This is a genomic window from Actinoallomurus oryzae, from assembly GCF_039541955.1.
Classification (GTDB): Bacteria; Actinomycetota; Actinomycetes; order Streptosporangiales; family Streptosporangiaceae; genus Actinoallomurus; species Actinoallomurus oryzae.
Genome location: NZ_BAABHF010000006.1, coordinates 27,433 through 42,280, shown reverse-complemented (window position 1 = coordinate 42,280; position 14,848 = coordinate 27,433). Strand labels below are relative to the sequence as shown.

At 67.0% G+C, this 14,848-nt stretch carries 6 protein-coding genes and 1 tRNA gene; 3 read left to right on the top strand and 4 right to left on the bottom strand.

The annotated features are described in order from the left end of the window. Positions 1-119: 119 nt before the first annotated feature. On the bottom strand, positions 120-3,968 hold the full coding sequence (locus ABEA10_RS00695) for a GH92 family glycosyl hydrolase (protein WP_345455847.1): 3,849 nt from the start codon (positions 3,966-3,968) through the stop codon (positions 120-122). A 377-nt stretch (positions 3,969-4,345) separates the two neighbouring features. Between ABEA10_RS00695 and ABEA10_RS00690 the strand changes: the two genes are divergently transcribed. Next, a complete protein-coding gene (locus ABEA10_RS00690; RefSeq protein ID WP_345455844.1) occupies positions 4,346-8,038 on the top strand; it encodes a discoidin domain-containing protein in 3,693 nt (1,230 codons plus the stop codon). 181 nt (positions 8,039-8,219) lie between these two features. Here ABEA10_RS00690 and ABEA10_RS00685 read toward each other — a convergent pair whose 3' ends face one another. Next, positions 8,220-9,065: a helix-turn-helix transcriptional regulator gene (locus ABEA10_RS00685; RefSeq protein WP_345455842.1), complete on the bottom strand. Its 846-nt coding sequence runs from the start codon at positions 9,063-9,065 to the stop codon at positions 8,220-8,222. Positions 9,066-9,166: 101 nt separating this feature from the next. On the opposite strand from ABEA10_RS00685, the gene ABEA10_RS00680 reads away from it, so the two are divergent. Continuing rightward, positions 9,167-10,132, top strand: a complete 966-nt coding sequence (locus ABEA10_RS00680) for an alpha/beta hydrolase family protein (RefSeq protein WP_345455840.1) — start codon at positions 9,167-9,169, stop codon at positions 10,130-10,132. 350 nt (positions 10,133-10,482) lie between these two features. Here the strand turns inward: ABEA10_RS00680 and ABEA10_RS00675 are convergent. Beyond that, positions 10,483-10,603, bottom strand: a tRNA-Lys gene (locus ABEA10_RS00675). A 152-nt stretch (positions 10,604-10,755) separates the two neighbouring features. After that, the gene (locus ABEA10_RS00670; RefSeq protein WP_345455837.1) at positions 10,756-12,006 is read right to left on the bottom strand and encodes a cytochrome P450; all 1,251 of its coding nucleotides are present in this window, start codon (positions 12,004-12,006) and stop codon (positions 10,756-10,758) included. 1,454 nt (positions 12,007-13,460) lie between these two features. Here ABEA10_RS00670 and ABEA10_RS00665 point away from each other — a divergent pair. Further along, positions 13,461-14,147: a hypothetical protein gene (locus ABEA10_RS00665; RefSeq protein ID WP_345455834.1), complete on the top strand. Its 687-nt coding sequence runs from the start codon at positions 13,461-13,463 to the stop codon at positions 14,145-14,147. Positions 14,148-14,848: the final 701 nt, after the last annotated feature.

The following is a 14,848-nucleotide window of genomic DNA, read 5'->3' as shown; positions in this document are numbered from 1 at the left end:
CCAGGGCTGCCCGCGCGACGCGCTCCCGCCGGTCGGCGGCTCGTTTCCGGTGCCGGCACCACGGCCTTCTCTCGTGGTGCCGGCACCGGGCGGGCGGCGCCCGTGTGCTGTCCGCGTGATCAACGCTTGGCGAGCAACTCCACCTCGGACAGTCTCAGCCCGTGGCCGTCTGCCGGCGGGTCGAAATCGAACCGAACATACTGGTAGCTGCCGGTCACATCACTCGGCGTGAAGGCCCGCGTCTGCTGGCGCCAAGTGAACTGCTCGGCGCTTCTGCGGTCCACCTCTGTCCAGTGAGTGCCGTCGGTGGAAACGCTGACCTTCCAGGCCGCCGGGTCACCGCCGGATTGGGCGGCGCTGGTGAGCGTGTATTGGGCGATGGGGTGCGGTCGGTCGAACCGATAGGTGAGGGACTTCGGTCCGGTGGAGAAGGCGACCGCGGTGTTCGAGTCGTTGTCGAACAGTGCGGCCGGGTCGGTGCCGTCATTCGTCGTCGCCGTTCCGCTCCCGGAACCGGTCTGGTCGACCGGCGGGTTCGCGGCCTTGGAACCGGTGGTCAGCGACGGGGGCGCGGCCGAAGGCGAGGTACCCCAGGCTGAGGCGCGCGGGCCCATCTGGAAGTCGATGTGTCCGCCGCGGGTCAGGTCGGCGTGCTGGACATAGGTCTTGTCCCAGCTCTTTCCGTTGATCCGCATCGACTGGACGTAGATGTTGCGGTCTGAGTTGTGGTGTGCGGTGATGGTCAACGTACGACCGCCGGTCGGGCGGATGGTGACTCGGTCGTACAGGGGCGATCCAATGGCGAACGTGGGCGAGCCTTGCTGTAGCGGGTAGAGCCCGAGCGCGTTGTCGATGTAGAACGCCGACATGGAACCGTTGTCCTCGTCACCGGGGTAGCCCTGGCCGATCGTGCTGCCGGTGAACAGCCGGCCTAGCGCGTCCCGTATGTGCGCTGCGGCCTTGGCCGGCTGCCCCACGTAGTCGTACATGTAGGGCACGTGCATTGACGGCTGGTCGTTGAAGGCCCACTGCCCGATCTGGTCGTCCCGGGACTCGAACATCTCGTGGTAGGGACCACCCCAGCCTCCGCCGTACTGCGCGGTCTCCGGTGTGGCGAAGAACTTGTCGAGCTTGTCGGCGAGGGCGGCCCGGCCGCCGTAGAGGTTGGCCAGGCCGTTGCCGTCCTCGGGAACGGCGAAGGCATACGTCCATCCGTCGCCCTCGGTGTAGTCGGTGGCGTTCCAGTCCAGCGGGTTGTAGGTGCCGGGCGTGTGCTCCGAGCTGCCGTTGGCGTTGCGGGACTGGAAGAAGCCGGTGGACTTATCGAACAGCTCGACGTAGTGCTGGGCCCGGTCGCGGAAGTACCGGTAATTGTCCAGATACTCACGCCGGTGGACGTCGTCGGCCGCGCTGGTCCGGTACAGCTTCAGTGACATTTGGGAGATGCCGTAGTCGGCGAGGTAGTCCTCCAGCGATACCGACGCGCTGGAGCCGGTCGTCTGCGGGGTGTAGCCCAGGAAGGTGGAATGCGCCACGTCGGGACGGCCGGTCAGCCCGGACGACGGGATCGTGGCGTTCTTGATCGCGGCCTCGTACGCCTTGCGGACGTCGAAGTTGGTCACCCCGCGCAGATAGGCGTCGGCGATGGCCACGTCCGAGTTGGTGCCGCTGAATCCGAGATAGCCGGGCGCCGTCCACTGCCCGATCCAGCCACCGTCCCGGTACTGCTGCACGAACCCGTCGATCATCTCGCCGGTCAGCTTCGGATAGAGCAGCGCGTCCAGCGACCAAGCGGTCCGGTAGGTGTCCCAGAAACCCTCGTTGGCGTACGGCTTGCCCTTCATCACCGCGGCCCCGGTGGTCGTGGAGGTCGCCTGGCCGGTGGCCGGCCGATACGGGCTGGCGTAGCGATAGTCGGGAGCGGCCTGTGTGCCGGTGTTCTCGAACAGCTCGTTCGGGTACAGGTTCAGGCGGTAGAGACTGGAGTAGAGCGTTATGAGCTGGTCCTGGCTCGCACCGTCCGGCCTGATCACGCCCAGTGCCTCATCCCAGGTCCGCTGTGCCACGGCGTGCACCTGGTCGAACCCGGCGTTGCCGACTTCGAGTCCGAGGTTGTGTTTCGCCTGGTCGACACTGATGAAGGACGTTGCGATGCGCATGGTCAGCCGGTGGTCCGTGCCCAGGGAGAAGCCCGCGTATCCGGAGACGTTCGCCCCACCGCCGCCGGTCAGCGGGCCGCTACCGGTCATCGGCCGGTCGAAGGTCGCGTAGACGAACATGCGGGGCGCGCCCCAGAACCCCGCGACGTCGGAGTAGCCGCTGACCACGCCGTGCGCACGGTCGATCGTCAGACCGCCGTTGTCGTTGACGTTGTCGAAGATCAGGCTGTTCTGGCCGGAGGGAAAGCTGAACCGCATCACGGCGGCGTGATCGGTCGGCGTGATCTCCCCGTGCAGGCCGTTGTCGAAGGTCACGCCGTAGTAGTCGGCGCGAGCGGTCTCATGGTCGTGGCTGAACGCGAGCGCGCGGGCGGCGCGGTCGGCCGTCGCCGGGACGGCGGACGTGGACGGCATCACCTGGAACGTCTGATGATCGGCGACCCAGATGCTGGGCTCGTGGCTGACGGAGAACGCCTGGATCTCGGGCTCGTTCGCGGCGTTGTTGCCCTTCTGATACGCGTAGATGATCCCGGTGCTGCCCGCATCGGTGACCGGAGTCCAGAAGTTGAAGCCGTGCGGGAGCGCAGCGGCCGGGATGTCGTTGCCGCGCGAATAGTCGCCTGTGGAGTTGGTGCCGCGAGTGGTGATGACACACGTCGACGGGTGGGCGCAGTCGTCCGTCGGCGGCGCCGATCCGATGTCGATGTCGTCCAACCAGCCGGCGAAACGCCCGGGACCGGAGGGGTCGTCGTAGCCGACCCTGATGCGGGTGATGGTCTTGCCGACCGCGACCCGGCCGATGTCAGCGATCACCGCGTTCCACTGGTCGGTGTGCAGTACCTTCGACTCTCCCTGCGCCCGCGGGCTCAGGCCCTTGCCGTTCTGGTCGGTGGCATCGAGTTCACTGAGGTAGGTGCCGTCGCTGAAGGCCAGATCGACCGCGACGTACGTACTCGGGAACGCCAGGTCCTTGCCCGTGAACTCCGGAAAGACCTTGTACGACAACCGGGTGTCACGACGTACCGGCAGGGAGACCTGGTAAATCGTGTCGTACGCCCTGCCGTGATCGGTGAGCTGCCATCCTGCGTAGTGGAGAGCGTGCGTTCCGGTGAAGCCGACGTGCGTCTTGGCCGTGGGGCTCGACGAAGGGCCGTCCCCGATCGCGGCCGTCATTCCGGCCTCCTCCGACGGCGCCCCGCCGAGGGCCAGTTCGGCGAGCTGCGTGTGACCGTCACCGTGATTGGCGGAGATCGCCAGCCGGTAGTGGGAGTACGCGCCCGCGTGCCGGACGGCGAAGATCCTCGTCTGCGAGCGCTGGCCGAACCGCTGACCGCTCTCGGTGTCCACCGTCTGCCAGATCCGCCCATCGGTCGAGCCCTCCAGCCGCCAGGACTGGGGATCCCGCTCGGGCCAGTCGGACGCCGAGGTCATGGTGTAGCTCTCGATCCGGGTGGGTGCGGTGAAAGCGACCGCCAGCCAGGGCGACCGGCTCGCGGCCTGCCAGATGCTGTTGACGTCGCCGTCGGTGGCACGTGCCGCGCCGTGGTCGGGCAGGATCTCATCACTCGCGGTGACGCCCGTCACCGCGGACATCGCCGAACCGGGTAGCCCGGCGCCGGTGTCGGGGTACACGCCCGCCGTTCGGTGGCTGTCGTGGCCGCCGTCCGGTGTGCTCTGCCGGCCGGGGGCAGGGTCGCCCGGCTCGAACGATGTCGCGAAGGTGCCGGGTCCGGCGGGACGCGGCACGGGCTGGGCCAAGGCGCTCTGCGCGGGGAACAGGGACAGGACGATGCCCGCCAATGCCGCCACCGAAACGGGTACAGGATGTCGGGAACAGCGCCTGCGGAAAAGGCGGCGAGGGGGTTGGGCCACGACCACGCTCCTTGGCGGGGGAGGTTCCGACAGCTCTGGGAGTTCGCGCGGCCTGCGGCTGACGCTCGGGCCGGCAAGGATCTATGACAACGTTGACAGCGGTTGATCAGTGTCAGACGCACTGGATTCCTCTGTCAACCCTCCGCCGCGTCGCCGGCCGAGCGACTCTCGGCCTGTTGGTGCTTTCATCGCCTGTCGGTGGCCTCTTGACGAGCGTGAGCCCTGAGGTCAAAACTATGCGCAGCCAGATGACAACGATGTCAGCTCATTCGACTCGTGTTGGCGTGCCTCCGCACCACGGACCAAGGAGCCCGATGCTCGACGACCACACTGAGGGCGCGCGCGGGAGAGCACGGGTGACGCGCCGCGACGTGCTGCGCACGGGGGCCACCGTACTCGCGAGCGTCAGTTTGTTCGGGGCGTTCGAGGAGAAGGCGGTCGCGTCGCTCCCCGCCTCAGGGGCGGGAGGCCAGGCGCCCGTCGCCGACCTGGCGCTCTACCGCCCCGTACAGGTCTCCTCCACCGCTTACGCGCCCGCTGCCGGTCAATTCGTCGTCGACCGCATGGCGAGCAGCGGACCCCGCGGCAGCGGATGGCGGGCGGCCGACACCGACACCCCGCAGTGGGTGGCCGTCGACCTGCAGGGACCGTGCCGGGTCACATCGGTCGTCCTCGTCTTCGAGGCGGCCGAGGGCGATGTCGTGTTCAAGCCCGCCGACGACGTCAACCCTCGCGTGAACACCACCGGCTGGGAGGTCCTGTCCAGCTACGCCACGCACTTCCGCATCGAGGTCTCGCCCGACGGAAAAGCATGGAAGCCGGTCAAGGAAGGCACCACGGACACCGGTGGCACCGTCGAGGTGGTCCTGGACCAGGCCGTGACGACGCGGTGGATCCGCATGGTCGGCACCGGGCTGTCCAATCCCAACCCGCTGGGGCTGAACTCCTTCCAGGTTCTCGGCACCGCGCCGGCCAACCGTCGGCAGTCGTCGGGATGGACCGACTGGACGAGCGGCGCCCGGCCGGTCCCCCCGCTCCGAGTCGCGGACGACGGCACGGTGCCGATCGAGTCGGGCTGGAATCTCACTCTCGATGGGTTCGCCGGCGCCGGCGACGGAGCGAGGCTGTCGTCCACCGAGGTGGACACCTCTCGCTGGTTGCGCGCGCAGGTGCCGGGCACGGTGCTGGCCTCCCTCGTGGCGGAGGGCCACCTGCCCGACCCCGTACGGGGCTTCGGCAACCTCCGTGTTCCCGAGGCGCTCAGTCGCAATTCCTGGTGGTATCGCCGCACATTCGACGTCCCGCACGGGTTCGGCGCCCGCGGCCATGACCACGTCTGGCTTGAACTGGACGGGGTCAACCACCACGCGGAGATCTGGCTCGACGGCACCAAGGTGGGTGAACTCACTCATCCGACCGCCCGTGGCGCCTTCGACGTCACCGCCCGCCTGGAGCACGGCGGGCAGCACGTGCTGGCCGTCCGAATCGACCCCATGCCCTACCCGGGCAACCCCGGCGACAAGGGCGCGGACGGCGTCCCCTATGCCGACGCCGGCTCCGGCATGATGATGCGCAACGGCCCCACCTACCTGGCGATGTCCGGCTGGGACTGGATGCCCGCGGTACGCGACCGCGTCATGGGCATCTGGAACCACGTTCGGCTGCGCTCCACCGGCCCGGCCGTCATCGGCGATCCGCGGGTGGACACCGTGCTCCCCCACCTGCCGGACCGTTCCCGGGCCGACGTCACCCTGACCGTGCCTGTCCGCAACGCCGCCTCGGACCGGCGCACGGTGACGGTTCAGGCCCGGCTCGGCGGCATCCGCGTCAGCAAGGACGTCACGATCGACGGCGGGCGAAGCGTCGAGGCGGTCTTCGCCCCCGATGAGTTCGCCTCCCTGCGTCTGTCCGACCCGGCACTGTGGTGGCCTAACGGCTACGGTGATCCCGTCCTGCACGACCTGGAGGTCTCCACCTCGGTCGGTGCCGCCCCCAGCGACCGGCGCGTCGTACGAGTCGGGCTACGCGAACTGCAGTACGCCTCCGACAACCCCATCACCTTCGAACCGGGTGCCAACCGCGTCGAGCAGACCGTCGACGTTCCTACGCAGCGGGCCCGCCATGTCCGTATCCTGGCGGGCCGCCGCGCCACCGGCTTCGGAGTCTCCCTGTGGACACTGTCCGTCGTCGACAGCGGGCAGGCTCAGACCGATCTCGCCCTGCACGCCGCCGCCTCCGCTTCTTCCACCGACAACACCGACCATCCCGCCTCGGCCGCTGTGGACGGCGACTCCCAGACCCGCTGGTCCTCCGCCTACTCCGACAACCAGTGGATTCAGGTCGACCTGGGCCGGACGCAGACCTTCAACCGGATCACCCTGGTTTGGGAGGTCGCGTACGCCCTGACCTTCACCGTCCAGGTCTCCGATGACGGCCAGGAGTGGACCGACGTACAAGCCGTTGACAACCGGCCCCATCAGCTGCAGATCAGCGTCAACGGGGTGAAGGTCATGTGCCGCGGCGGCAACTGGGGATGGGACGAGCTGCTGCGCCGCATGGGAGGCGGCCGAATGGAGGCCGCGGTCGAGATGCACCGTGACATGAACTTCACGATGATCCGCAACTGGCTCGGCAGTAGCAACCGCGAGGAGTTCTACGCCCGCTGCGACGAGAACGGCCTGCTGGTATGGAACGACTTCTGGAACGCCTGGTTCCTCGACCCCCCGGACCACGCGCTCTATCTCGATCATGTACGCGACACCGTGCGGCGGTACCGATCACACCCGTGCATCGCGGTGTGGTGCGGCGCCAACGAGGGCACACCTTCGGGCGAGATCGACGAGGGCGCCAGGAAAGCCGTCGCCGAGGAGCATCCCGGCGTGCGCTACATCAGCAACTCGGCGGCCGGTGTCGTCAGCGGAAGCGGACCGTACGCCTGGATCGACCCCGAGCAGTACTACTCGCCGCAGACTTACGCCGCCGACACTTTCGGCTTCCACACCGAGATAGGCATCCCCACCGTGTCGGTCGTCGAGAGCATGCGCAACCTGGTCGGCGACGAGGGCGGCTGGCCCATCGGCACGGTGTGGAACTACCACGACTGGTCTACCCGCGGAAACCAGTACCCGCAAAACTACAAGGCGGCGATCGACGAACGCCTGGGCGAGTCCTCCAGCCTGGAGGAGTTCTGCGCCAAGGCACAGCTGGTCAACTTCGAGTCCATGCGCGCGATGTTCGAGGCATGGAACGCCAACCTGTGGAACGACGCAAGCGGCCTGCTGCTGTGGATGTCCAACCCGGCCTGGCACAGCACCGTGTGGCAGACCTATGACTACGACCTCGACGTCAACGGCAGCTACTACGGCGCCCGCGCCGGCTGCGAGGCCCACCACGTACAAGCCGACCCACAGCACTGGAACGTGATCGCGGTCAACCACACCGCCGATGAACTGCGCGCGGCGGTCGTCGACGCCGAAGTGCTGGACCTGTCCGGCCGGCGGCTGGCACCACCCCAACGGCGGACCGTCGACATCGCCGCCTCGTCGACGGCGTCCGCCTTCACCGTCTCCCAGCCGAGCGGCGACCACCCCCTGCACCTGGTCCGGCTGCGCCTCACGAGCGCCGACGGGACGACGCTGTCCGAGAACACCTACTGGCGCTGCGCCGAACCAAAGGACCTCCAGGCGCTGACCAAGCTGTCCGGAGCCGTCTTGCACGTCACCCGGGGCCATGCTCGCGCCGGGCGTGACGGCCGCCTGACGACCACGGTGACCGTACGCAACACCGGCGACGTCGTCGCGCCGATGGTACGGCTGTCACTACGAGACCATCGATCGGGAGACCGGGTACTGCCCGTCCGGTACTCCGAGAACTACCTGTGGTTGCTGCCCGGAGAGCAGCGGACCGTGACGATCTCCTGTCCCCGAGGCGAACTGTCTCCCGGGAACCTGGAGGTCAGAGCACAGGGCTACGGCACTTCCGCCGTCTCGGACCGAGCAAGACGCTGAGGTCCGACGATCGTCCACGCCGGCGCGCGACGGTGAGTTCCTCTACCTGGCGACGGTGATCGACCGGTGCTCCCGGAGCAACTTCGGACGGCGTTTCCGGCGCGCCGGCCTGTCTTTCGGTCCACGGGACCGGAAGACAGGCCGGCGCGTCCGGTTGCGTCCACGAGGTGGTGTAGCGTCTTCACTCCGCTTCGGAAAACTGCTGGGTGCCGATCACGCGTAGCAGCTCAAGCTTCTCGGCGGCGTCCGTACCCTCCAGCGGCAGGAGGGTTCGCATCCGGATACCGGTCTCCGGCGTCACAAGCAACTGGCAACGCAGCCGGATCAGCCCGACCGTGGGGTGCTGGACATCCTTCAGATCAGCGCGTCGGACGGCCACGTCGTGCCGGTCCCACAGCATCCGGAACTCCGCACTGTGCACCGCGAGGTCATTCACCAGTTCAGTGATCTGGTCGTCTTCGGCGCGGCGAGAGTAGGTGGCGCGAAGGTCGCTGACATGAGCCGCCGACAGGCGGGCTCGATCTGCTTCCGGAACGCGATCACGGGACGCTGGGCGCGTGAACCAGCGCCAATAGAGGTTGCTGTCACGGCCGGGGCGAAGCTCGCCACGGCAGTGCAGCGCGTCATCGAGCGCGTTGGTGTAGAGCACCTCGCCGAGCTCGTTGTAGACGCACGTCGGCAGGCCATCCAGGTGCGCGGCGAGTTGACGCAATCCCGGGTCGATATGGCGACCGACCTGGCGGGACGGAATCGGCACACCGGCGAGGCGGAAGAGATGGTCCTTCTCATCCGGGGTGCACCGCAACACGCGAGCGAGCGCGGCCACGACCGACTCTGACGGGTCGGAGCCGCGGGCCTGCTCCAGTCGCGCGTAGAAGTCGCTCGATACGCCGGCCAGCACGGCGACCTCTTCGCGCCGCAAGCCGGGCGTCCTGCGACGCGAGGTCTCCGGCAGGCCGACGTCCGACGGCGAGAGTCCCTCACGCCGTCGACGCAAGAATTCGGCGAGTCCGGGCCGGTCGATCACCTCATCAGTATGCGCACGCGGACGCCGCCGCATCCAGGACCAGGCTGGTCCTGGATGGACCAGCCCTGGCAGACCACGACGACCGGCCGCACGGTAGGTCCATGACCAACAACTATGTCCAGCTCGCCCGAAGCATCCCCGTCCCGGAAGCCGTGCCAACCGTCTCGGTCAACCCGGTCACCCTGCCGGCACCCGACCGCGGCCTCCCGCTGGAACTGCGGGTCACCGCACCCCTGCACGGCGACGCCCTGCCGATCGTGCTGCTGTCCCATGGCGGCGGCAGCTCACACTATCTGAAGTCCAAGGACGGCTACTCGCCCCTCGTCGACTTCTACGCGAGCCACGGATTCGCCGTTATCCAACCGACCCATCTGAGTTCCCCCAGTGGCGGACTCGGCCTGGACAAGGACGCTCCCGGCTACCCGCTGTTCTGGCGATCAAGGATCGATGACTTCGGCCTCATCCTGGACAATCTGAACGCCATCGAGGCCCAGGCGCCGGTCGTCGCCGGACGGCTTGATTCGGCGCGCATCGCCGTCGTCGGTCACTCAGCGGGCGGTAACACCGTCAGCGCGCTGCTCGGCGCGCGGGCCACCGATCCCGCCAACGGCACGATCCTCGACCTGCGTGAGCCCCGCGTCAGTGCGGGCGTGCTGCTCGCCTCGACCGGCAGCGCCGAGGGCATGACCAGTACCATGCGCGAGCAGTACCCCGAGCTGGAAACCGACTTCTCCCACCTGACCACGCGAACCTTGGTCGTCTACGGCGACCAGGACGGGAACCCCGTCGCGACCACCCGCGGCGCCGACTGGCACGCGGAGCCTTACCACCTCAGCCCGGGCGCCGACGCCCTGCTGACCCTGCCCGGCGCGAAGCACTACCTGGGCGGCATCATGGGCTACAGCCTCGCCGAAACCGACGACGAAGACCCCGAACGGCTCGCGGTCACCCAGCGCATGACCTGGGCCTACCTGCGATCGGCCCTCCACGCCGGCGACCCCGCCTGGCAGCAGGCCACCGCAGCGATTCGCCGCAACCCATCACTCGGGAGTGTGCACACCAAGTAGCCGCCCCAGCGCTATGCGCGGGTGGCACCGCAAGACGCAGGTCCACCTGAACGTCCACAATTCAGCACGACGGCACAGTGGCTGACGCGGCGGTGGTCACGCTGGAGGATCGCCATGCGATTCGCGACACGTACGTCACCGTTTCCCCGTGCGATCGACGGCAGATGAGTGCGACCGGAGTGGACCAACCGTGGGCCGGCCATGTCGGCGGCCTGCTGTGGCGGCGCGGCACCGGCCGACGGCCCCGCCCGGCAAGATCACGACATTCGGAGCACCCACGGGTGGCGAACCGCCCCAAAACGCACGCTGGGCACTCCCGACAGTGTCTAGAATGCCCAGCTCAGCACGGGTGCGCCGCCAGGGACTTGAACCCCGAACCCCGCGGATTAAGAGTCCGCTGCTCAGGTGACGGATCGGCGCTCTCAATGTCGGTCTATATCGATTCGTCCGAGACTTCGCCGATTCGCTCGCCGAAACGTGTCGCCAGGTGACGGCGTGTACCGCGACATACGAGCATCCAACGAGCAACCACGGTTCCCCACGCGTTCATGATTTGCCATTAACGGTGGTCCGACGTTACGCCCGTCCGCTCTGTCCGGAATCTGGATCCGGCACGAGTGGTGCTACATCGGGCTGAAAACGACCGGTAGTGAGATCAGGCCGCGCATCCACACGGACGGGCGCCATTGGAGCTCGTTCTCCGGTACCGCCAGCGCGATGTGCGGGAGCCGGTCGAGCAGTACCTCGATGGCGGTCTCGACGATGGCCTCGGCGATCTCGCGTGCGGGCTGCGGGCACCCGTGGAGGCCGTGGCTGAACGACATGTAGGCATGGTTGCCGGACGTGCGCGCGTACGAGGCGGGCCGTACCAGCGGATCGGCGTTGGCCGCCGCCAGCCCGAGTACGACTGCGTCGCCCTTGCGGATGTGCTGGCCGGCCAGCCGTGTGTCCTGGATCGCCCACCGGCCGACGAAGTTCTGCGTCGGTGTCTCCTCCCACAGAACCTCATTCAGCGCCTGGCCGACACTTCGGCGACCACCGGACAGGTTCAGCGAGAACCGGTCGTCGGTGAGCATCAGCCGCAGCGTGTTGCCCATCCAGTCCGCGGTCGTGAGCTGTGCCGCGCCCATCGTCAGGAACAGATCCGTCGGAATCTCCTCCGGCGGCAGGCCCGCGGAATGGGCCAGGAGGCGGGACGGGTAGTCCGAGCCGGGCCGCTCCTGCTTCTCCTCGACGAGCCGCCGCATCCGGGCGACCACCCGCTGATGCGCCCGTACGGCCTCCTCGCCCTCGTCGGCCGAGGTGGCGATGTCCGCGGCCAGGGTCGGCGCCTCGGCATCGGGCAGGCCGAACAGCCGCGCGATGGTCAGCACGGGCAGGCGGAGCGCGTACTGCGTCATCAGGTCGGCCTTGCCGCTGCTGGCGAAGAAGTCGATGAGCCCGTCGGCGATGCGCTCGACGTCATGCCGGAGTTCGAACTGGTCGACCGCCGCGAGGGCGTCGCTCAGCGCGCCACCACGCCGCCGATGCTCGTCCCCCTCGGTGAACACCGAGCACGGCTGGTATTCGGCGTACGGCCGGATCGCCCAGTCGGCGGGGATGGCCGCCCAGGCGTTCCATCGACGGGAGTCACGTCCGAAGATCTGCGGATTGCTCGTGACGTGGAGCACCTCGCGGTATCCGAGCACGAGCCATGCCGGCACATCACTCTCGAGCAGAACCGGCGCCACCGGCCCGTGCTTGCGCCTGATCTCCCGGTACACCACAGCCGGTTCGTTCTGGAACCGCGGTCCGTACAACCGGACCACTTCGCCGCCGAGATCCGTGAGCGAGTCCAACGACGCCGGAGTGACCTCAGGATTCGTCTCGACCATTTATCATCACCCGTGATTGCCACTCGTCTGAAGATCGGGCCGCCACCCGTAGGACGGGAATCCTAGACCTCCCTCAGTTACATCGGCGAGCCTTACACAAGGTGACCTCGCCCCAGCGCCGGAACGGGCTGGGGCGTGGTCCGGGCCTCCTCGTGGAGCCCGGCGCAGGTGCCGCCTCCATCTCCTCGACGTACGCGAGCGGGTAGCGCTCCTCGAAGTCGCGGTTGATCCCGTATGTCGCGCCGGCCGGCGTCATTCGTATCAGACCCTGCCAACCGTCTGGCTGGCGTCAACGAGCGCATTTTCCTCACGCGGGCGCCTCAATGCGCACTGGCCACTGGGTAGCAGCCAACCGTTTGGGAGACAAGGCGAGGCAGCGAGAGATCCCCCAGGCTCTGACGTTAGGGCTGGGAAGATCACGAGTTTCGTCGGTGCCCCCGTAGAGGAGCTATGTGCGAAAATCGGCCGCAACCGCGCGATCCCACCGCTCCTCGTTGTGCGGGATCAGGTTCGACGTCGTCGGGTGAGGTTGGGGACTGCCGCATGGTCGGCCAACTGCTCTTTCCGGATTCCTGTTGGTCTCCTTGAGCCGGTGGTTCTCGATCTCCAAAACCTGGACGATCCTGGCCACGAGTTGCAGTTGCCCGAAGCAGAGCCATTGGCCCGGCCACCGTATGGGGGCCGCCGCCCATCACCGGCGGCCATACTCGGCGATGAGGTGGGGCCTCCTCAGGAGCAGGCGCGATGCATATCCATGCAAGCCCAACGGCCGGTTTGGGTGCTCGGCGGGTGCTCGTATGGCGCGGTACCGTCCGGCAGCACCCGGTACTCCGTCGGGCTGGTATGCCGTAAAGCGCATGGCGAACGTGGACCAAATGACACGTAGTGGCACTGTGAAGCAGGACGCGGTAGCGCGTCGAGTAGGGGGTTCTTGTAAAGCTGTGGAGTTTTAATCCGCAGCTCTGCTCGGGCACGAGCGTCAGAAAGACCGCAGGTCAGGACCTGCAGCAGTAGGTGCCACGCTGAACGCTCAACTGAACAGAGCGGGGGCCTGGACAGATCGCGCCATGTGTGGCGTCGGTCAGGCTGCGCACGCGACCCGAACGATCCGACCCCCCTGCCAGGCTGCCCAGACACACCCCCGGGCGAGCCGTCATACCGCGACCGAACCCGCGCGCTGCTGACCGATTGAGGTCACCTCGTACCCAGTTGTGGTGCGGTGGGCGTCCTCACCATGGCGTCAAGATGGCGTCACTTCGGTCCACGACGGCGCACTCGTGCGCGGAGTTGGAGAGTCCATGCATCGGCGGCGAAGTCTTATCGCTCGGCTCTTAGTGGTCTGTCTCGGCATGACCACCGCACTCCTTGTCCACGGACAGCCTGCGAATGCGTCAACATGCAGCCTCGGGGGCCTACTTTGTGGCGAGGTGGATAATAATTCATCCGCTTGGGTGATGATCGGCGGAGGTAACGTCGACTCGGAGTACGGCTGGTGTTGGAACGACAACGCGCCACGTTACGCGGTCAACTTCACCTGCCTGAACACCGCGCAGCTGCCAGCAAACACCGACTCCAACACCGGCACCTATTCCAACGGCGGACACTTCAAAGACACCGATTCATTCCGAGTGGATGCGGGCTGCGTTATCAAGTACACCGACCCCGCACTCAACCCAACCTGGATCTATCCGTATGACACGCGGGTAGAGGATCGGCGCGGCAAGGCCAACGACAAGTGGATCAAGCTGACCGACGAAGACACCATTAACATCTCCTACCAGTCCTGTACCGGTACGCCCGCGAAGTACTACGTGAACACGTGGGGCACGGCTACCGGCTACCAAGACCAGCACTGCTACGGCGACACAAAGGACTCGACCGATCACGCCCGCTGCAACGCAGACGGTGTGCTGTACGCCGCCAACAACTACTTCTTCTGCAAGATCTCAGGAGACCGAGTCGGCACGTCCACCATTTATAATCACTATTGGCTCCTCACGGATCTCGATTCTGTGAATTCAGGTCGGGACGGCCGGTCCTTCGTGTCGGCGTACTACCTCACCGGCGGCCCAAACGACACCCAGAACGACTCCGCCTACTACTACAACGGCAGCAGTTGGCAGTGGATCCCCAACTGCTAGTCAGAACCAGCAACGTCCGTTCGAAGTTTCCGGCCGGACGACCGGCATCGTGCGCACCGGATCGGCCCTATGACCTTCCGGCGCGCACGACCCGGCGTACCGCCTCGCGGGTGGCAGACAACGGCGAACCTAATAGGGCCCGCTGACGGGCGGGCCCACTCGGTCCGTGCCGACCCGGGTGGATCGGTGCTGCGGTTCTTGACCAGCGAATATATCCGCCAACACATGCACAGCCATCATCAACAAAGGCGAAACGTCCCTCCATGTCGCTTTCCCAGTCCGGAACCTACCGTGTGTCGCTGTGCACTTGAGGTTCCGAACCTGGCGAACGAAGTTCGTCGACGGGTAGATACGGGTCATGTTCACAGTGAGCTGCCCGCCTCCGCCGCTGCGGGCGTCATCGCAGCCGAGCAGTAGCGGCTGACTCGGAACGGGCGGCGCAGTGAGCACTTCCCCTGGACGTACGCCCTGGTACAGCCCAGCACAGCCTGGCCTTCCCTTCTGCGCGGCTTCCGCAAGGAGGTCTACACCTGCACAGCGCTCTTCTGACCAAAGCTGCCGGTTGGCGATCGCCCACTGCGATGCGGCATGTTGCCATTCCGGCGCCGAGCGTCTCAGTCGTGAACGCCCTCGATCCACGGCACAGGGCCGGGCGGATGAGGCTTAGTGGTGCCGCCCATCCGCAGCCCTCACCGTTTTTC